General features: G+C 46.2%; 27 protein-coding genes. All 27 read left to right on the top strand.

Annotated features, from left to right (window positions below):
- Positions 1-242 precede the first annotated feature (242 nt).
- Complete coding sequence (locus J7R13_RS06815; RefSeq protein ID WP_208438025.1) at positions 243-1,274, top strand: AAA family ATPase; 1,032 nt, start codon at positions 243-245, stop codon at positions 1,272-1,274.
- Positions 1,271-1,552, top strand: coding sequence for a hypothetical protein (locus tag J7R13_RS06810; RefSeq protein WP_156851549.1), 282 nt, complete (start codon positions 1,271-1,273; stop codon positions 1,550-1,552). Before J7R13_RS06815 ends, J7R13_RS06810 begins: the two co-directional genes overlap by 4 nt.
- The gene (locus J7R13_RS06805; protein ID WP_246786309.1) at positions 1,549-1,800 is read left to right on the top strand and encodes a hypothetical protein; all 252 of its coding nucleotides are present in this window, start codon (positions 1,549-1,551) and stop codon (positions 1,798-1,800) included. The genes J7R13_RS06810 and J7R13_RS06805 overlap by 4 nt, the downstream gene beginning before the upstream one ends.
- 14 nt (positions 1,801-1,814) lie before the next feature.
- Positions 1,815-2,438, top strand: coding sequence for a DUF3164 family protein (locus J7R13_RS06800; protein ID WP_208434631.1), 624 nt, complete (start codon positions 1,815-1,817; stop codon positions 2,436-2,438).
- A 9-nt stretch (positions 2,439-2,447) separates the two neighbouring features.
- Positions 2,448-3,065, top strand: a complete 618-nt coding sequence (locus tag J7R13_RS06795; RefSeq protein ID WP_208438024.1) for a regulatory protein GemA — start codon at positions 2,448-2,450, stop codon at positions 3,063-3,065.
- 6 nt (positions 3,066-3,071) lie between these two features.
- Entirely contained in the window at positions 3,072-3,479 is a 408-nt protein-coding gene (locus J7R13_RS06790; RefSeq protein ID WP_208431550.1) for a helix-turn-helix domain-containing protein, read from the top strand.
- A gap of 87 nt (positions 3,480-3,566) precedes the next feature.
- Positions 3,567-4,148, top strand: coding sequence for a glycoside hydrolase family 19 protein (locus tag J7R13_RS06785; RefSeq protein WP_208438023.1), 582 nt, complete (start codon positions 3,567-3,569; stop codon positions 4,146-4,148).
- Positions 4,145-4,432, top strand: a complete 288-nt coding sequence (locus J7R13_RS06780) for a hypothetical protein (protein ID WP_246786307.1) — start codon at positions 4,145-4,147, stop codon at positions 4,430-4,432. Before J7R13_RS06785 ends, J7R13_RS06780 begins: the two co-directional genes overlap by 4 nt.
- Positions 4,425-4,763, top strand: a complete 339-nt coding sequence (locus tag J7R13_RS06775; RefSeq protein ID WP_208438022.1) for a hypothetical protein — start codon at positions 4,425-4,427, stop codon at positions 4,761-4,763. Before J7R13_RS06780 ends, J7R13_RS06775 begins: the two co-directional genes overlap by 8 nt.
- Complete coding sequence (locus J7R13_RS06770) at positions 4,756-4,971, top strand: hypothetical protein (RefSeq protein WP_246786305.1); 216 nt, start codon at positions 4,756-4,758, stop codon at positions 4,969-4,971. Before J7R13_RS06775 ends, J7R13_RS06770 begins: the two co-directional genes overlap by 8 nt.
- Positions 4,968-5,282: a DUF2730 family protein gene (locus J7R13_RS06765; protein ID WP_208432544.1), complete on the top strand. Its 315-nt coding sequence runs from the start codon at positions 4,968-4,970 to the stop codon at positions 5,280-5,282. Before J7R13_RS06770 ends, J7R13_RS06765 begins: the two co-directional genes overlap by 4 nt.
- Positions 5,279-5,578 (top strand): VpaChn25_0724 family phage protein, encoded by a 300-nt coding sequence (locus J7R13_RS06760; protein ID WP_208432545.1) that lies wholly within the window; start codon positions 5,279-5,281, stop codon positions 5,576-5,578. Before J7R13_RS06765 ends, J7R13_RS06760 begins: the two co-directional genes overlap by 4 nt.
- Before the next feature lie 21 nt (positions 5,579-5,599).
- A complete protein-coding gene (locus J7R13_RS06755) occupies positions 5,600-6,181 on the top strand; it encodes a phage protein Gp27 family protein (RefSeq protein WP_208432546.1) in 582 nt (193 codons plus the stop codon).
- The gene (locus J7R13_RS06750) at positions 6,174-7,796 is read left to right on the top strand and encodes a hypothetical protein (protein ID WP_208438020.1); all 1,623 of its coding nucleotides are present in this window, start codon (positions 6,174-6,176) and stop codon (positions 7,794-7,796) included. The genes J7R13_RS06755 and J7R13_RS06750 overlap by 8 nt, the downstream gene beginning before the upstream one ends.
- Positions 7,797-7,808: 12 nt before the next feature.
- On the top strand, positions 7,809-9,407 hold the full coding sequence (locus J7R13_RS06745; RefSeq protein WP_208438019.1) for a DUF935 domain-containing protein: 1,599 nt from the start codon (positions 7,809-7,811) through the stop codon (positions 9,405-9,407).
- Complete coding sequence (locus J7R13_RS06740) at positions 9,400-10,605, top strand: phage head morphogenesis protein (protein ID WP_208438018.1); 1,206 nt, start codon at positions 9,400-9,402, stop codon at positions 10,603-10,605. The genes J7R13_RS06745 and J7R13_RS06740 overlap by 8 nt, the downstream gene beginning before the upstream one ends.
- Positions 10,606-11,037: 432 nt before the next feature.
- Positions 11,038-12,081: a phage protease gene (locus J7R13_RS06735; RefSeq protein WP_208438076.1), complete on the top strand. Its 1,044-nt coding sequence runs from the start codon at positions 11,038-11,040 to the stop codon at positions 12,079-12,081.
- Entirely contained in the window at positions 12,078-12,419 is a 342-nt protein-coding gene (locus tag J7R13_RS06730; protein WP_208438017.1) for a DUF2190 family protein, read from the top strand. The genes J7R13_RS06735 and J7R13_RS06730 overlap by 4 nt, the downstream gene beginning before the upstream one ends.
- A gap of 12 nt (positions 12,420-12,431) precedes the next feature.
- Entirely contained in the window at positions 12,432-13,397 is a 966-nt protein-coding gene (locus J7R13_RS06725; RefSeq protein WP_208432551.1) for a major capsid protein, read from the top strand.
- Between the two features lie 15 nt (positions 13,398-13,412).
- Positions 13,413-13,835, top strand: a complete 423-nt coding sequence (locus J7R13_RS06720) for a gp436 family protein (RefSeq protein WP_156851562.1) — start codon at positions 13,413-13,415, stop codon at positions 13,833-13,835.
- Between the two features lies 1 nt (position 13,836).
- Positions 13,837-14,331, top strand: a complete 495-nt coding sequence (locus tag J7R13_RS06715) for a phage virion morphogenesis protein (RefSeq protein WP_208438016.1) — start codon at positions 13,837-13,839, stop codon at positions 14,329-14,331.
- Positions 14,328-14,852 (top strand): hypothetical protein, encoded by a 525-nt coding sequence (locus J7R13_RS06710; RefSeq protein ID WP_208438015.1) that lies wholly within the window; start codon positions 14,328-14,330, stop codon positions 14,850-14,852. The genes J7R13_RS06715 and J7R13_RS06710 overlap by 4 nt, the downstream gene beginning before the upstream one ends.
- Entirely contained in the window at positions 14,845-15,438 is a 594-nt protein-coding gene (locus tag J7R13_RS06705; protein WP_208438014.1) for a phage baseplate assembly protein V, read from the top strand. Before J7R13_RS06710 ends, J7R13_RS06705 begins: the two co-directional genes overlap by 8 nt.
- Before the next feature lie 11 nt (positions 15,439-15,449).
- Complete coding sequence (locus tag J7R13_RS06700; protein ID WP_208438013.1) at positions 15,450-15,650, top strand: hypothetical protein; 201 nt, start codon at positions 15,450-15,452, stop codon at positions 15,648-15,650.
- A gap of 3 nt (positions 15,651-15,653) precedes the next feature.
- Positions 15,654-16,040, top strand: coding sequence for a GPW/gp25 family protein (locus tag J7R13_RS06695; protein ID WP_208438012.1), 387 nt, complete (start codon positions 15,654-15,656; stop codon positions 16,038-16,040).
- Positions 16,027-16,893: a baseplate J/gp47 family protein gene (locus J7R13_RS06690; RefSeq protein ID WP_208438011.1), complete on the top strand. Its 867-nt coding sequence runs from the start codon at positions 16,027-16,029 to the stop codon at positions 16,891-16,893. Before J7R13_RS06695 ends, J7R13_RS06690 begins: the two co-directional genes overlap by 14 nt.
- The coding region (locus J7R13_RS06685; RefSeq protein WP_246786303.1) for a phage tail protein at positions 16,893-17,214 on the top strand (322 nt) is incomplete at its 3' end. The genes J7R13_RS06690 and J7R13_RS06685, both read left to right, overlap by 1 nt.

Here is a 17,214-nt window from a genome sequence, read left to right as displayed (position 1 = left end):
CTTAATCCTTTAAAAGTTTAAATCAATACAATTAAATTTTCAGGTGCCTTTGCCTTAATCGGGCGAGGAGCGTGAAGTTAGCAAGTTCCCCGATGTGTGAGAAAGAGAGGGGGATTTGTCAGGGAGCCGTTTTAGTATCGCGTACGGCTTTAGAGTAACAAAAATGGGTAGGTGGGAGCCTACCCATTCAATAAAATCTAAAATCAATACGAATCTAGATCAATACGAGAGGGAGATCATAGATGAAAAACGCGATAAATGCAACGGTCGATAAAAATCCTTGGGCGCGACCAAAAATCCAGCCTAATGGAACAGCCCAAAACCGCAACAGTGATGACATTGCTTTATGGAATGAGCTTGTGGATTCGGTGAGAGCTTTGGGGCAAATGAATGATTGGTCGAAAGCAGAGGTGGCGCGGCGCATAGGGATGCCGGATGGGACGTTTTCGCAATGGTATGCGGGCAGTTATGCGGGGCAATTGGGTAAGCAAAATGCAAAAGTTCAACAATGGGTTGAGGTTTTAAAAGAAACGGCGGGGTTTTTGGAAAAGATCCCAGAAAAGCCAGCCTTTCAGAGGAATCGAATTGCCAGTGAGATCATTGATACTTTAACACTGGCACAAAGCACGGGGGATATGGTGATGATTACGCTTGATGCGGGCAGTGGCAAGACCGAAACCTGCCGCCATTACCGCTCTACCCGCCCGCATGTTTATCTGGTGACAGCAAGCCCACATACGCGCAGTGTTCACGGTATTTTGAATGATATGGCAGCAGAATTGGAAGTGGTGGAATATAATCCCACCCGCTTAACGCGTGCCATTGGCAAGAAATTAGAGCGTGTGGGCAGTGGCACGTTGTTGATCGTTGATGAGGCGCAAAATTTAACGGATGAGGCGATTAATCAGTTGCGCCATTTTGTTGATATTAATGGCACGGGGCTCGCTTTGGTTGGCAATGATGAGATTTCGGGGCGGTTGGTTCACCGTCAAAATGGTCCCTCTTATGCACAAATTAAAAGTCGTTTGGCGATGCATCTGAAACGGCGCAAGCCCTATAGTGAGGATATTGCTGCGCGCATCCATGATTGGGGCATTGAAGATTCAGGGGCGATAAAGTTTCTGACAGGGATAGGCTTAAAGGCTGGAGCTTTGCGGCAAATTGACAAAACCATGATGTTGGCACGCATGGCAGCGCTTGGAGATGGGTGTGAGGTGACCCTGAAACATGTCAAAGCGGCATGGAAAAACCGTGACGTGGAGGAACTGGCATGACGCGGATAAGCAATAAGGAATTATCCGATACGCTTGTTGGTCTTTATGACGATTATCAATGCGGTTTGGAGATTGGAGAACAGCTTAAATTGTGTGTTGATTGGGCATTATCGCTTGAATTGGAATTGAGTGTTCACCGTTTGGGCGAAGCAGAAGGGGTTTTAGAGGGACAAGTTGTAGAAGCTTTGTCGCGTTGCAAAGTTTCTTATTCCAAGAGGGATGAGAGAATTGATGAGACAGGTACAGTTATTCATATGGATTTTGGAGGCGGAAAATGATGGAACGGAACCCTTATATGGTAAGAGATTGCTTGGTTGCTTTGCGCTCTGCCTTGTTAAAACATGAACTGGATGGGATTTTTTTGCATGGACAAGATGTTCGAGAATTGAATGATTATTTGCGCCGCTTGGCAGGCTATAACCACGTTTTAGGTCATGAGCTTTTGCGGTGTCGTTGGCAATTGAAAGCGGGATGTGCGCCTTCTTCAGGGGATGTTGTGCCGTTTCGCCGTTTTCAAAAAACATAAGGAGGAAGTTGGTGATGAATCCACAAATTGAACTTGAAGGAACGCATTATATGAAGGATGCGAAAGGGGCTTTGGTGCCGGTAAGCTTGATCCGCCCTGCGGATTTATTGGAAGATGAAACGGTGCGCAAAATTATGGGATTTGCCAAAGAGTTATCGGCAAGGATTGCGCGTTTTAACAACCATACGATTGCAGATTTGGGTGCTTTTGATAGCTTGCTTGCGCAAGAATATGGTGTGGAGCGGCGTGGCAAAAAGGGCAATTGTACTTATACAAGCTTTGATGGTTTGCAGCGCATTAAGGTGCAAGTGCAGGAGAGTTTTGATTTTGGACCGCAATTGCAAATTGCCAAAAGCCTTCTTGATGAATGTTTGAATGAATGGTCTGCGGATGCACGTCCTGAAATCCGTGCCATTATTACGCGTGCTTTTAATACGGATAAAGAAGGCAAAGTGAATCGGGGGGAGATCTTTATGCTGTTGCGTTTGGATATTGATGATCCACGCTGGAAGCAAGCTATGCGGGCGATCCGTGAAGCGATCCGTGTGACGACATCTAAGGAATATGTGCGTTTTTATGAGCGCGATAGTTTGGAAAGCGCTTGGCGTGCTGTGACCATTGATCTGGCGAAGACATGAGGGGATGACATGTCTTTAGCCGCTATTCATCTGGGAAAACGCGCTTTAGGTCTTGATGATGAGACCTATCGCGCACTGCTCTATCGCTTGACGGGGAAGCAATCGGCAAAAGATTTGAACTTTTCAGAAAAGCGCTTGGTCGTCGCTGAAATGAAAGCTTATGGTTTTGCGCCGAGTGTGAAGCGTTTAGAGGGCAAATATGCCAAGAAGCTCCAAGCACTCTGGATAGCTGGGTGGAATCTTGGCATTATTCGTGATCGTTCAGACAAAGCATTGCTTGGCTTTGTAAAGCGGCAAACGGGGATTGATCATATCCGCTTTTTACGCGATGGAGATGATGCGGGCAGAGCTATTGAGGCGTTGAAAAGCTGGTTACAGCGTGAGGGCGGGGTTGACTGGAGAGGGAAAAAGATTCAAGATTCTTGGAGGAATAAACCAAGTATTTCGATTTTGTGTGCCCAATGGAAGCGTTTGAATCCTGCTGTAGTGTTTGATGTGGAAGCTTTTCATCAAAGTGTTATGGCGTTAAGTGGTAAAGCTTTGGGCGAGATGGATGGGGACGATTTTCGCCAAGTAATGAATATTTGGGGGCGGAAAATCCGTAAAAGTGTTAAAAGCGAGGGGTAAGCATGCATGCAAGAGGAAATCTATAGCGATTTTCCTGCCTTATTGCGTGAAATAGCTGATGTTGCGGGTAGTGAGGCGGCATGGAATATGATGCGTGCTTTTGGTGGACGAGAAGTTTATATACCCGGGCGTCTTGAGAATGCGGATTGGTTGATTGAAATTGTTGGGTTTGAAGAGGCGCAACAATTGATCAACCATTTTTGTTTTAATGGTTCGGGTGTGCGCCTTCTTATCCCCCTTGGTAGAGATGCTGAACGGCGGCAAAAAATGCTAAAAGCGTTGCAAAAAGGTTGGTCGGTGGATGCAGCGTCTGCTGTTTCTGGTATGCATGTGCGTACAGCCTATCGCTTGAAGAAGAAAATTTCTTCAAAAGAGCCACAAGGTTTATTATTTCCAGAGTTTTATGAGTATTGAGAGTTTTGACTGACAGTGTCAGGCTTATATTGGGGGGTTGAAATTCGATAAACTGTGGATGGATTTTTATTCATTCATTGGTTTGTTATGGTTTCAATAGATACATATTTTCTTCATCGCCTTGCTCCTAAATTGGCGCATCATGCGCGCCAAGATTTTATTATTGTTGAAATGGCACGGGTTCTGCCTGAAGCTTTGTCTTATGGGGCGATCACGACAGGTTTGCGTATTGCGCATTTTTTAAGCCAATGTGCCCATGAGAGTGATGGCTTTTTTACCGTTTGTGAATATGCCTCTGGGCGTGCTTATGAGGGGCGACGTGATTTAGGCAATGTCAACCCTGGGGATGGTGTGCGCTTTAAGGGGCGTGGTTTAATCCAATTAACGGGGCGCAAGAATTATCGGCGCTTTACACAGTTTTGGTGTTCGTTCGATGAACAAGCGCCCGATTGTGAGGCTTTTCCAGAAGTGGTGGAAACGTTTCCAGCAGCGCTTTGGTCTGCCATTTGGTTTTGGCAGATGAGAGGCTTAAATAGGCTTGCTGACCAAGATGATTGTCTCAGAATTACCAAGGCGATTAATGGTGGCAAGAATGGACTTGTGCAACGTTTGACCTACTTAAACCGCGCCAAAAAGCTTTTGGGGCTGTCATGCGAGGTGAAGGCATGAAGCCGTCTTATCGGGGATCTAGACTCTATTTATGGTGGTCTTTTTGGTTTGCTTGGGGAGTTATTTTTTTGCTCATTTGTGGTGGTTTGTGGGGTGCACCACGCATTGTTGATATGGCGGGCATTTCTATCCCTTCGATGGTGGCGATTATCGTTGGCAATTTGGGTGTGCACCGCGGTTTTGGCTCTTTGGATTTTTCCAATAGGAAGTCTGAAAACCCGGATAAGAACCAAAAACAGAGTGTGAAGGCGGTTTATCGGCGGGGAGATAAGCGCAATGTTTAGTCCTGTTTCAAAATTGTCTTTTGGGCTGCTTTTTTTTGTGGGTGTTATTTTATCTGAATTTGGCTTGATGAAAGCGCAAATTTTAAAGGCGGAAAGAGCGCGTGATTTGTATTGGCAGCTTGAGATTGCCAAGGTTTCGTTAAAGGCGAAATTTGAGCAGGAGCGCCAGAGGAAAGCAGCATGGGCAGCAGAGCATCAGGCACAAACGACCATTTCTGCTTTGAAACAAGAGCTTGTAAAAATGGAGAAAGTAAATGGGATATTGCCAACTACTGGCTGTGTTATTGGGGTTGAGCGTGTGCGCTTGCTCAACAAGCAAGCCGGTGGATAGTCTTTCTTATCAGTTTTTATCGGTTGAATTACCGCCTGTTGTTGGCATGGCATGTAGCCGCCCAGCTTTATTGCCGCAGCGTGCTTTGAATGCGCGCGAAGTGGTGCACTATTGGGGGCGTGATCGTGCTGCTTTATTGATTTGTGAACAACGCAGAGGAGCTGCGGTTCGAGCGATTTTAGGCAAGAGGGAGGGGGCTTTCAAGTGAATTTAGATATCAGTGTTGCGAATGGCTGGTTGTCTTTGCTTTTATCGGTTATTGCGATTTCTGGCGTTTTGAGAGCTTATTTTTCTTCTGGCGCTAAGGAAATGCTGAAAGATATCGTTGGACTTAAAGAACGTGTGCAAACGTTAGAAACGGAGATGGATTTTTTGCCAGATCGTGATGCGCTGCAAAGGTTGGAAGTGAATATGGAACGCTTAGATGGTCGTCTCAATACGCTTTCTGCACAATTACAAACGGTGGGGGCGATTGGTGAGCGCTTGCAAGAGTTTTTACTGGAGAATGCCAAGAAATGAAAGCAGATATGGATAAAATCATCCGTGAAGAAGCACGGCTGATTATTTTAAAGGGACTTGTTTGTGAGCGCAGTGAAACCTTATCAAGTGCAATGATTGAGCGGCTTTTATACAGTTATGGCATCAGGCGTGATCGCGATTTTGTGCATAATGAACTGGCATGGATGGAAGAGCAAGGTGCTGTCACATTAAAACAGGTGGGTTCAGTTTTTCTTGCGGCGTTAACAGAACGGGGAGCGCGTCATTTAGACCGGAGTTTTTCTATTGAGGGGATTAAGCGGCCTAAACGTTTATAAATAAAAGGCGAGGTGAGAGGGATGCGCAAGATCGGGCGTGGACGCTTAACAGCGATTGATTTATTGCCGCAAGCTTGTGATCAAATTATTGCTGCGGCTGCTGAGGCTTTAAATGGGCGTGAGAAGACACAAATGGCTATTTATGGTGAGTTTAAAGCGGCTTTGAAGGCTCTACAAAAGGAAACAGGTTTAAGCTTTTCTATACCCTCTTTTTCCAGTTTTAATCGTTATTCTTTGCGTTTAGCGGTGATGTCACGGCGCTTAGAACAGACACGAGAAATTGCCGCAAGCCTTTCAAAACGTTTTGATGCCAAAGCTTCTGACAATATTACTCTTTTGACGGCAGCGGCGATTAAAGAACTGATTTTTTCCACGTTAAGCAGTGGCAAAAACCTTTCACCAAAAGCGGCACAAGAATTGGCCAATGCGCTCAAAGGGGTTTTGGCAGCGGAACATTTGTCCACTACGAGGCGGCAAAAGTTGGAAAAGGATTTTGCCTCTAAAGCAAATAAAGCGGTTGAGATGGCAGCAGTCGCGGCGGGGCTCTCAGAAGAAACAGCGCGCGCTATTCGTGCGCAAGTGTTGGGGGTGAAAAATGGCTGAACAGCCTCTCTCAAAAAGTCATGTCTTTGATCATCAAAGTGGTTTTGATATTTGGCAGGAAAGTGCTTTCCCTCAAGAGCAAGATCCTTTAGCGGAAGGGATTTTGATGGCACATCAACGCGCATGGATTGAAGATAAGTCACCGTTAAAATTGGTTGAAAAGGGGCGGCGCACCGGCATTACTTTTGCGGAAGCTTTGGATGATACCCTTATTGCTGCAGCGACGCGTGAGGCTGGTGGCGATAATGTTTTTTACATTGGAGACACCAAAGAAAAGGGACGTGAATTTATTGGTTATGTGAGCAATTTTGCTTCAGCTATAACCAGTAATAGTGGGGACGTGGAGGAGTTTTTATTCTCTGATCAAAGGGCGGATGGTTCAACAAAATATATCTCTGCTTACCGCGTGCGTTTTGCTTCAGGATTTCGCATTGAAGCGCTTTCTAGCCGCCCTGAAAATATTCGTGGTCTACAAGGCATTGTGGTGATTGATGAGGCTGCTTTTCATCAAGATGTGCGCTCTGTTTTGGATGCGGTCAATGCTTTGTTGATTTGGGGTGGCAAGATCCGTGTGATCTCAACGCATAATGGTGTGCTCAATCCTTTCAATGAATTGATCCGTGAAGCGCGTGCAGGCAAAGTTCCTTTTTCGGTGCATTGTTACCCCTTTGGTGAGGCGGTTAAAAATGGCTTGTTTAAACGGGTTTGTGCCATGAAGGGGGAGGTGTGGAGTTTAGCATCTGAACAACAATGGGAAAAGCAAATCCGTGCCTCTTATGGGGTGCGTTTGGCTGCTATGCGCCAAGAATTAGATGCTATACCAGCCGATCAAGAAGGGGCGGCTTTAACACGCTTACAGATTGAAAATTGTTGTGCGCCTGATATTGCGGTGTTGCGTTTTGCTTGTGTGGATAATTTTAAAAATCAATCGGATTATCAACGAAGTCAAGCTGCTTTTAATTGGTGTGAGGGGCGCTTAAAACCTCTTCATATTGGGCTTGACCGACGGCGCCAACATGTTTTTGGCGTTGATTTTGCCAGATCGGGCGATGCGACGTCGATTGTGGTGATGGAAATTGGGCAAGATCTGGTGCGCCGTGTCCGGTTTATGGTGGAATTGCGCAATACGCCGTTTGACCAACAAAGAGAGATTTTATTTTATGTGGTGAATGGCTTGCCGCGTTTGTTGGGGGGCGCTTTGGATGCACGGGGCAATGGAGCTTATTTAGCGGAAAAAGCAGCACAGCGTTATGGGGCTTGTGTGAGGGAAGTGCAATTGTCGCAAAGTTGGTATGGCAAAGAAATGCCGGCTTATTTAGAAGCTTTTGGGGATGGGTCCATTGTTTTGCCGCGCGATAGTGACATTGTTGCGGATCATCAAGCGCTTGCTTATGTCAATGGCATTGTGAAAATTCCAGACAATCATCGTTTTAAAGGCAGTGATGGTTTTATGCGCCATGGGGATAGCGCGATTGCTTGTGCTTTGGCTTATTTTGCTAGCCGCCAGACTCCTGAAATTTATGATTATACACCTGTGAGAGAGGCTTATGGTTTTGATGAAAGCCCGCTCTTTTCAACCCCTTTTTTTTCAACAATGCGATCAAAGATTTATTGATGGAATGATGAGATGGTAAAACTTTTAGATCAGTGGGGTAGGGCGCTTAATATCAAAGGGTTGGAGCGAGAAGTCGCAAGCCCTACCATTGGCGGTGTTCGTAATGTGTGGTCACAAACCATTGTGAGTGGTCTCACCCCTGCGCAACTTGCTGAGATTTTACAACAGGCAGCACGAGGGCATCCAGAACAGTTTTTCCAGCTTGCCGATGATATGGAAGAGCGTGATTTGCATTATCGTGCTGTGCTTGGCATGCGTAAAAATGCTCTGACAGGGGTGGAGCCTGGAGTGATTGCCGCAAGCGACAGTGCACAGGACAAAAAGATTGCGGATGCGGTGCGAGAAGTGATTACAGCACCCACCTTTGTTGATGATTATGTGACGGATTTGTTAGATGCTTTGGGAAAAGGTTATGCTGTTGTTGAAACCTTGTGGGACAAGAGCGCTAAGGAATGGTGGCCGGTTGCTTGGAAATGGCGTGACCAGAGGTTTTTTCAATTGGACCGGCGGGATGGTTTTCATTTGCGTTTAAAAGAAGAGGGGTCTCACTATGGTATTGAATTGCCTGCTTATAAATTTTCCATTCATCGACCAAAGCTGAAAAGCGGTTTGCCTATCCGCACGGGACTTGCCAGACTTGCGGCTTGGGCGTTTTTGTTTAAGTCTTATACACTGAAAGATTGGATGGCATTTTTAGAAGTTTACGGCATGCCTTTGCGCGTGGGCAAATATGGTGCGAGCTCTTCTCATGAGGAACGGCGGGTTCTCATGAAGGCTGTGCGTGATTTATCCAGTGATGCGGCCGCCGTTATTCCCAAAGAGATGGAGATTGAGTTTATTGAAGCGGCAGGGGGGAGTGGCAATGCGGTTTTTGCCGCAAAAGCCGAATATTTAGATCGGCAAATCTCAAAGGGTGTGTTGGGACAAACGATGACGACGGATGATGGGTCGTCCTTTTCACAAGCGCGTATTCATGAAAATGTGCGCCATGATATTGCCAGAGCTGACGCCCGCCAACTGGCGTTGACGGCTAACCGTGATTTGATAGCGCCTTTTGTTGAGATTAATTTTGGGCGCCAAGAGCGTATCCCCCTTGTCTATTGGCCGATTTCGGAAAATGAAGATATTAAAGCCATTAGTGATGCGCTGGAAAAACTCGTGCCCTTGGGATTGCGTGTTGGGGTGCAAGAAGTGCGCAATAAGATTGGCTTTTCGCAACCAAAAAGGGGAGAAGATGTTTTAAAGGCTCTTGATAATGCGCCTGATGATGAGAGGGGGCAAGAGGATGATGAGGCAAGGCAAAAGGCTGGTATTTGTGCTGATTGTGGGGGTGTTGATGTTTCTATGACAAGAGAGGGTAAGGGTGGAAAAGAGCAGGCTGGGAAACATCACGACGAATTGGACCAGCTTTCTGAAGAAGCTTTAAGCGACTGGGAAGAGGACTTAGAACCCCTTTTAGAGCCCTTTAAAAAGCTTGTAAGAGAAGCAACCAGTTATGAGGATATCCTTAAAGGCTTGGATGAGTTGCTAGGTGAGATGGATCATCACGCATTAGCAGCGCGCTTGGCAAAAGTACAAATGATTGCACGTGGGCTTGGGTATCATGGATGAGGAACTTTTTAAAACTGCTCCCAAAGAGGTCACCCGTTATTTTGAAGCCAAGGCACTTGTTCCAAGCTTTGATTGGCGTGATGTGGCACCAGAAGAGCATGCTTTTTCCTTTACGGTGGCAAAATCGGTGGGCTATGACATTTTGGATGATTTTAAGCGAGCGGTTGGAGAAGCCATAAAACATCAAGTTCCTTTTCAAGATTTTCAAAAAAATTTGATGCCGATTTTACAGGAAAAGGGTTGGTGGGGGAAAAAGACCAGCATTGATCCCAAAACTGGTGAAAAGAGCGTGGTGCAATTGGGGAGTCCACGGCGTTTAGAAACGGTCTATTGGGCTAATACCATGAGTGCCCATGCGGCAGGTGAATGGGAGCGTACGCAAAATAATAAAGAATTTTTGCCCTATCTCACCTATGCTTTGTCCAGTTCAGAACATAAGCGTTTAGAACATGAAAGTTGGGTGGGGTTTACCGCACCCGTTGATGATCCGGTTTGGGATTGGCTTTATCCACCGAATGGCTGGCGGTGTAAATGCAGTGTGCGACAGGTAAGCCGTTATGAAGCAGAAGATTTAGGCTATGAAGAGGGGGCGGAGCCACTTCAAGTGGAACAGAAGGTTTGGCACAATAAGCGAACGGGACAAGTTGAAAAGATACCAAAGGGGATTGATCCTGGATGGCATTTGAACCCTGGGAAACATCGGGCGCAAAATTTAAGCAGTTTTTTAAGTGATAAAGTCTCTGTGATGGGGGACAATGACAAGCGCATTGCCATTGAAGATATTGTGGGTTCGCCGCTTTTGGAAGCCATGTTTGAAGGACGTTTGCCGCGTGGGTTTATACCCATTGCACCTATACCACAAAAGGTGGGTGATGTTTTTGCAGCGGAAAATTCTCTTATTCGCTTATCCTCAGACAGTGTGAAACATATTTTGTTAGAGCATCAAGTGCGAGCTCTTCACTTGGATGATTTTCGAGGCGCCATTCAAACACTCATCCGCCCCCATGGAATTATCAGGCGAAAAGGTGTACCGAGCGTTGTGTTTTTGGGTGAAAATGATGGGGTATGGTGGCGCTTAGCGGTTAAATTTGTGGCAAGCAAACAAGAATGGTGGTTGACCTCCATGCATAAAAAAAGCTCTAGAGAAATTGAACGCTTATTGGATGCGGCTGAAAAAAAGGGCGAGAGGTTGTTGTAAAGAAAATAACAGGAAGAAAGTCTTGTGTTCTTAACGGAAAAGAGGCGAGGAAAATGAGAAGGCGTGGAGGGCGGTCAACTCCTCGCAGATCCGGTAAAACCGTCCTGGTATAACTGGCTCACGCCTCGTGGATAGAAATAACAGTTTAACAGTTTAAAAGCAATCTTTAAAAAAATGGCTCGAGAGAAGCTTCTTTTGTATAAGACGATAAATTGTACCTCTCACTTCACAACGGCGCTCTATCGCCTTTGAAGTGCCTTTGAAAACGATTTTATGGGATGGTTTGGCACGGAGGTTTTTCTTACAAGGAGAATAATAGGGAAAAGAGTGCTTTTTTGAGAAATGCTCTTTTGACTGACAGTGTCAGACTTATAGTGGGAGTAAGTTTCATGCATTGTATTGCCAATAACAATTGTAAAGCAATAGGCAATGATGAAACAGGAATTTCACGAAAATGGCGAAGATGAGCATGCTGAGATATTTCATGCTGCGTTAATAGATCTTTGCCCAGACGTTTTATACAAAGACGTTTTATGCCAAGACATTTCATGTGAAGACGCCACCGTTAGCCAAGCGCCTGAATGGGTAGAGCTTTTGCCCAAAGCGCCTCATGTGAAGGCACGTGATGGACGACAATGGCATTATAACCCGCAAACGATTTTAAAAGCCTTTGCAGCCAATAAAGGACCGCTTGTGATTGATTATGAGCATGGGCAACATCACCGTGCGAGAAATGGTTTAGAAGCGCCTGCCAGTGGCTGGATTGAAGAATTAGCAGAGCGGGATGGTGCGATTTGGGGGCGTGTTAAATGGACCGATATGGCTACCCAAAAAATTATTTCCCGAGAATATCGCTATCTTTCGCCTGAGTTTCGCCATTCCAAGAAAGGTGAAATTTTGCATTTAGCAGGTGCAGGACTGGTCAATCGTCCAGCCCTTGTCATGACGGCTTTAAGCCGTGAACAGCCTTCCCCTATAACTTTGACGGAGAAAATGATGGATTTGACAGCCATTGCCAGTGCACTATCGCTGGCAGAAGATGCTAAAGCGGATGAGGTTTTAGCAACGCTTAAAGCGCGCGAAAAGGAACGCGTGGAATTAAATGCCCAATTAACAAAAGCGCGAGAAGATTTAGCGCTTTTGCAAGAAGAGCAAAAAAACAGTGCCATTGAGAGTCTTTTAGACAAGACAATTGAAGAGGGCAAGATTTTGCCGGCTGCGCGCGAGGAATATCGTGCGTTATGTAGCCTTAAAGGGGGCATCGAGCATTTTAAAAGTTTGGTCGAGAAGTTGCCGGCGCTTGCCTCAACAAGCCCTTTAGAGGCGTGTGCTTTGGTGCAAGAACAAAAGCTTGCTCCAGAAGAGGTTGCTCTTGCGGCACGCCATTATCAAGAAGAGCAGAAGCAAAAAGGCTTCGACATCACCATTAGCCAAGCGGTTGATTATATTTGCGAACAAAAGGAGCGCCAATCATGAGTACGATGATTTTGATTAAATCTTTTCGCGCCACCGATGTGATCTCACCTTATTGCATTGTTGCGGCGCGCACCGATGGTTCGGTGGCAACGGCTTCTGGTAAGGGTGATAAATTATTAGGCAGTGCTGGCTCTCTTGGCGCAAAGGCTGGTGAGATGATTGATGTTGGCCAATGTGGTTGGGGCGAAGTGGTTTGTGGGGGCAATGTTTCCTTTGGTGATTTTTTGACCTCTGACCCAAAGGGGCACGCCATTAAGGCAGAAGCAGCAGATCGCACCATTGGCATTGCCATGAGTGATGGCTCTGCTGGTGATGTTATTCCTTTTAAAATGAATTAATCGAGGCTTAAAATGAACAGACCTTTTCCCATTGATCCAACACTCACTGCTATTGCTATTGGTTATCGCAATCCAGCAGGTTCTCTTATTGGCGATAAAGTTTTGCCACGCGTTTGTGTTTTAAGTGAGGTGTTTAAATATAGTGAATTTCCTTTAGCGGAAAATTTTACCGTGCCTGAACTTGAGATAGGGCGGAAAGGGCGCCCGAATGTGGTGGAATTTTCTGCCTTTGAACGGGAAGCCAGTGTTAAAGATTACGGATTGGATGATCTCATCCCCAATTCAGATATTGAAGCAGCGGCGCGTGCACGGGCGGAGCGACGCTCACGTTATAACCCCGAAAAGACAGCTGTAGAGGGACTTGCCAATTTGCTAGAATTGGGGCGTGAAGTACGTGTTGCAGCCCTTGTGCAAAGAAGTGAAAATTACGCACCAGAGCGGGTGATTACTCTCAAAGGTGAAAATAAATTTAGCGATTATGAAAAATCTGACCCTTATGCCACTTTAGATGAGGCGATGGATAAAGCTCTCGTCTATACGCCCAACACCATTGTGATGGGCAAAGTTGTTTGGTCAAAACTCAAACGCCATCCTAAAATCATTAAAGCTGTTAAAGGAGGTGGCACTGCTGATGGTTTTGTCACCAAGGCGCAATTTGCTGATCTGATGGAAATACACCCTGAACGTTTACTCATTGGTGAATCGCAAGTGAATTTGGCCCGCAAAGGGCGTTCGGCGCAATTGGCACGTGTTTGGGGCAATAAGATTGCACTGCTTTATATTGATCCTACCAAACAACAGGCGGATGGATCGGTCATCAGTTGGGGTTTTAGCGCCCAATTGGGTGAACGTTTATCAGGGGTGATCCAAGATCCAGATATCGGCTTGTCAGGCGGTAAACGGGTGCGTGTGGGGGAACGTGTGTGCGAATTGGTGGCAGCAAAAGATGCCGGCGTTTTATTGCAAGAAGTTGTCTAAGGGAAACTTTGAAATATGGCTTATGCAAGCAAAACATTGATTGAAGAGCTCTGGGGTGATGACTTCTTGGATGACTTATGTGGAATGGATGAGAATTCTGATCCAGTTTTTTCAGAGCAAGCCATTGCCCGCGCGCTCGAACAGGCAAGCGGTGAGATTGATGTGCATTTGTCTCATCGCTACGTGGTCCCGATTGCTGGACAGCCAGCGGCTTTGGGCATGATCTGTGTCAATATTGCTGTTTATAATTTAGCCATACGCCATACGGCACTGACCACGACCATTGAAGATCGTTACAAACAGGCGGTTGAACTTTTGAAACGCATTGCGGAAGGCAAAGCGGGTTTAGGGGTCGATGAACCTAAAATTATGAGCGAAGATGGCCCCGTGCGTGATGGGGCTTTTTTTCATGCTAAGCCGCGTTTGATGGGAAGGTAACATGTCTGTTTCAACCCATATTGAGATTAAAGAGATGGGGCTTGAAGCGGCTTTATCCTTTTTGCAAAAGGGCGCTGATAGCTCGATGGGGACTTTGGCACAAGGGGTTGGGCGCCTCATTCAAGAGAGCACAAGGCGGCGGATTCAAAGCGAAAAAACCTCTCCCCAAGGAGAGAAGTGGAAAAACAATTATGCCCGTACCTCTATTCTTTATGCCAGTGGGGCGCTTTCACGCTCCATTGATATGAAAGCTTCACCAGAACAGGTGATTGTGGGCTCTGGGTTGGTTTATGCGCGGATTCACCAATTGGGTGGGGTTATTCGCCCGAGAAATGGCAAGACACTGCGCTTTTTTCTTAAAAGCGGCAATGCACACCGCTTTGTTTGTGTGCATCAAGTGACCATGCCCGCACGCCCTTATTTGGGGCTTTCAGAGCACAATAAAGTGGAAATTGTCAAAGCGGCAGAAGATTGGCTGGAAAGGGTCTTTTCATGAGTCAAACAGTCAAGCAAGCAGGGCGCATTAATGCGTTTCGTGAGGCGGTGATAAGGAGTCTTAAAGGCGCTTTTCCAGATGTGCGCGATTGCGGCTGTCAATTTGGACGTTTTAATTTAGAAGAATTGGAAACACAGATGCTGGTGGCACCAGCAATACGGGTTGCGGTGTTAGAAAGCCGTTTAATTTCTGTTGCTTCTGGGCACATGAGTGCTGATCTTCATTTAGGGGCTTTTATTATCACCACAGGCAAAGAGCGTGATGTTTCCAGTTGGCTTTTAGCAGAAGCTATTGCGGTGCTTTGTCATAGCGGGCAATTGTGGGGGCTAACGCATTTGAGCGCCCCGCGAGATGTACAAATTGAACCGATTGTCTCTGTGGCGATTAAGCAGCGTGGTGTATCGATAAGCGTGGTGGAATGGCACCAAGATTTGCATCAGTTGGGACAGAATATTTTTTGTAATGAAGGACAACTCAAAAGTGGTTTGATTTCATGTGATGATGAGGTGGGGCATGAATGATGCGCATCTTTTGAGTGACACCTTGCGGCAAATAATGAAGCGTCTTGATGCGCTTGAACGCTGTCTTGCCAACCAGCACATGATCGGTCGGGTTGCAGAAGTTGATGGCCATAGGGTTCGGGTGAAACTTTCCGAACAGGGTTCCAATGGACAAGCGGTTTTATCGCCTTGGCTACAAGCGCAAGAGGCTTCTGGCGCTCTCTCAAGCAATATGCCCCTCCATGTTGGTGATCCGGTGCGGTTGTTAAACCCCCATGGCGAAATTGGTTCTGCCTCTCTGGTGGTGCGCGATAGCTATAGTGAGGATGCGCCTAATCCCGCACGCTCTTTCCAAGAATTTGCTCTGTGTTATGCCGGTGGCGCTTTGCGTATCACGAAGGATGAACTCATTCTCTCCCATGGGCAAAACCAAATCCATTTGAGTAGCCAAGGTTTGGTGCTTTCTCATCAATCAACCCGTGTTGAATTGACGGGTAGTGTGCACATTCAAGCAGAAGATTTGCAGCACAATCAAAAATCTGTTGGCGCAAGCCACAAACACGGTGGGGTCAAAATGGGTCCCTCCACAACCTCTCGCCTCCTTTAAAGGAGTTTATCATGCGTGAGAACACTTATGTTATTTTAACCAATGCAGACTTTGTTGCAGGCAAGCGTTCACCGGGAAAAGGTAAAGAAATTTGTTTAAGTGAGGAAGCGGCAAAATATCCGTTGCTGCTTGGTCAGATTGCTGAAAAACCAGCACCTGTTGTTTCTGCGGCCCCAACTGTTTCTTCCACAAAGACAACGAAGGGTGCTTAAAGCATGCGGTGCGGGATGAGCGAAAAGGATGGCTCTCTTTTATATGGTTGGGACCATTGCCAACAGTCACTGCGTAAATGTCTGACGACAAGAATTGGGACACGGGTTTTGCGTCGTCATTATGGGTGTGATGTTGGGGCCTACCAAGATGCCAATGCTGACCCTGCAACGATGATGCAGCTTTATCAAGCAATTGTTGAAGCGCTAGATGATCCAGAGTGTGGAGAGCCTGGGTTTTCGTTGCAGAGGATTGATCTGACAAAAGCAACGCGTGAAGGCACTTTTCATTTTGTTTTAACGGGTGTTTTTTATCCCGATGGGCATTTGGGGGATTGGTCACACAAAGAGCCAATGAGCATCAATTTAGAGGTTGGTGATGACAGAGTTTGAACCTTTTCCTCTCCCACAACTCCCTTTGCCACAAATTATTGAAGAGCTTTCTGTTGAAGCAATTTTAGAGCAAAAGATCACGCGTTTGACTGAGCTTTTTGCAGCGCATCATATTCCTTATAATGTGGAAAAGACGGCTTATGATCCGGTAGTCATTCAATTGCAAGCGGCCGCTTATGAAGAGTTGCTTTTGCGCCAGCGGATTAATGAAGTGGCGCGCGATAATTTACTCACATTTGCCCGTGGAACAAGTTTAGATTATTTGGGGGATTTTCATGGGGTCACGCGCCTTTTGGATGAAGATGATGCGCGTTTTCGCCGCCGTATTCGCTTGAATAGACAAGGACATTCTACAGGGGGCACGGTACCACGGTATCAATATTTTGCCCTCTCAAGCGACATCCATGTCAAAGATGCTTTTGTTTATCGTGTGGGTAAAAGCCCGCTTATTCATGTTGCGCTTTTTAGTGATAGCCCTTCAGGGGTGGCTGATGAGGCTTTAATTGCTAAGGTGCAAGCAGCTCTTGATGAGCCTCATGTTAAAATGACCAATGATCACATCCTTGTGAAAAGCGCGGTACAGCGGATGATCGATATTTCTGCTGATTTTTGGTTGTTACCGGATGAAGGCACCTTTGTTTTGGAAAAAGCGGAGCAGAATTTAAGAGCAGAATGGGCACGTGCGCAAAGGCTTGGGCGTGATCTGTCTTTAAGTTGGATATTAAGCCGCTTGATGGTTGAGGGTGTTCACCATGTGAACATAACATCCCCCTTAACAGATATTTTGGTCGCACCCGATGAAGCAGTGGCTTTGGGGGATATTGTCTTGTCTGAACGGGGGCGTGCTTATTGATGCTTTCCTCACTTTTGCCCCCAAATTCGAGCTTGTTTGAACGTTGTTTTGCAGAAGCAATGGCTTTTGACCCTCACGTTAAAACTGCACTCGAAGAAATACCACGTGCGAAATTTATTACGCGTCCGCCTTCTTGGTTGCCCTTTTTAATAGACGAATATGGCTTACAAGAATTAAGCCCTTATTTCTCTAACCTTTATGATTTAATTGATCAGGGTCTTGCATGGCAAAATATTCGTGGCTCACTTGCGGCAATAGAGTTGGGGCTTGAATGGCTAGGGATTTCGGCACGCTTTCAACCCGCCTGGACAGGACGGATAT

Origin of the sequence: Bartonella taylorii 8TBB, from assembly GCF_902825155.1 — a bacterium.
GTDB lineage: Bacteria > Pseudomonadota > Alphaproteobacteria > Rhizobiales > Rhizobiaceae > Bartonella > Bartonella taylorii_A.
This window is presented reverse-complemented; position numbering and strand designations above follow the sequence as displayed.

Bases quoted from the DNA above. Each gene is read 5' to 3' on its own strand.
- J7R13_RS06725 (WP_208432551.1), top strand. From the start codon at position 12,432: ATGAACAGACCTTTTCCCATTGATCCAACACTCACTGCTATTGCTATT.
- J7R13_RS06700 (WP_208438013.1), top strand. From the start codon at position 15,450: ATGCGTGAGAACACTTATGTTATTTTAACCAATGCAGACTTTGTTGCA.
- J7R13_RS06790 (WP_208431550.1), top strand. From the start codon at position 3,072: ATGCAAGAGGAAATCTATAGCGATTTTCCTGCCTTATTGCGTGAAATA.
- J7R13_RS06710 (WP_208438015.1), top strand. From the start codon at position 14,328: ATGAGTCAAACAGTCAAGCAAGCAGGGCGCATTAATGCGTTTCGTGAG.
- J7R13_RS06745 (WP_208438019.1), top strand. From the start codon at position 7,809: ATGGTAAAACTTTTAGATCAGTGGGGTAGGGCGCTTAATATCAAAGGG.
- J7R13_RS06795 (WP_208438024.1), top strand. From the start codon at position 2,448: ATGTCTTTAGCCGCTATTCATCTGGGAAAACGCGCTTTAGGTCTTGAT.
- J7R13_RS06780 (WP_246786307.1), top strand. From the start codon at position 4,145: ATGAAGCCGTCTTATCGGGGATCTAGACTCTATTTATGGTGGTCTTTT.
- J7R13_RS06815 (WP_208438025.1), top strand. From the start codon at position 243: ATGAAAAACGCGATAAATGCAACGGTCGATAAAAATCCTTGGGCGCGA.
- J7R13_RS06810 (WP_156851549.1), top strand. From the start codon at position 1,271: ATGACGCGGATAAGCAATAAGGAATTATCCGATACGCTTGTTGGTCTT.
- J7R13_RS06760 (WP_208432545.1), top strand. From the start codon at position 5,279: ATGAAAGCAGATATGGATAAAATCATCCGTGAAGAAGCACGGCTGATT.
- J7R13_RS06740 (WP_208438018.1), top strand. From the start codon at position 9,400: ATGGATGAGGAACTTTTTAAAACTGCTCCCAAAGAGGTCACCCGTTAT.
- J7R13_RS06730 (WP_208438017.1), top strand. From the start codon at position 12,078: ATGAGTACGATGATTTTGATTAAATCTTTTCGCGCCACCGATGTGATC.
- J7R13_RS06805 (WP_246786309.1), top strand. From the start codon at position 1,549: ATGATGGAACGGAACCCTTATATGGTAAGAGATTGCTTGGTTGCTTTG.
- J7R13_RS06695 (WP_208438012.1), top strand. From the start codon at position 15,654: ATGCGGTGCGGGATGAGCGAAAAGGATGGCTCTCTTTTATATGGTTGG.
- J7R13_RS06750 (WP_208438020.1), top strand. From the start codon at position 6,174: ATGGCTGAACAGCCTCTCTCAAAAAGTCATGTCTTTGATCATCAAAGT.
- J7R13_RS06785 (WP_208438023.1), top strand. From the start codon at position 3,567: ATGGTTTCAATAGATACATATTTTCTTCATCGCCTTGCTCCTAAATTG.
- J7R13_RS06755 (WP_208432546.1), top strand. From the start codon at position 5,600: ATGCGCAAGATCGGGCGTGGACGCTTAACAGCGATTGATTTATTGCCG.
- J7R13_RS06705 (WP_208438014.1), top strand. From the start codon at position 14,845: ATGAATGATGCGCATCTTTTGAGTGACACCTTGCGGCAAATAATGAAG.
- J7R13_RS06800 (WP_208434631.1), top strand. From the start codon at position 1,815: ATGAATCCACAAATTGAACTTGAAGGAACGCATTATATGAAGGATGCG.
- J7R13_RS06720 (WP_156851562.1), top strand. From the start codon at position 13,413: ATGGCTTATGCAAGCAAAACATTGATTGAAGAGCTCTGGGGTGATGAC.
- J7R13_RS06735 (WP_208438076.1), top strand. From the start codon at position 11,038: ATGAAACAGGAATTTCACGAAAATGGCGAAGATGAGCATGCTGAGATA.
- J7R13_RS06690 (WP_208438011.1), top strand. From the start codon at position 16,027: ATGACAGAGTTTGAACCTTTTCCTCTCCCACAACTCCCTTTGCCACAA.
- J7R13_RS06715 (WP_208438016.1), top strand. From the start codon at position 13,837: ATGTCTGTTTCAACCCATATTGAGATTAAAGAGATGGGGCTTGAAGCG.
- J7R13_RS06775 (WP_208438022.1), top strand. From the start codon at position 4,425: ATGTTTAGTCCTGTTTCAAAATTGTCTTTTGGGCTGCTTTTTTTTGTG.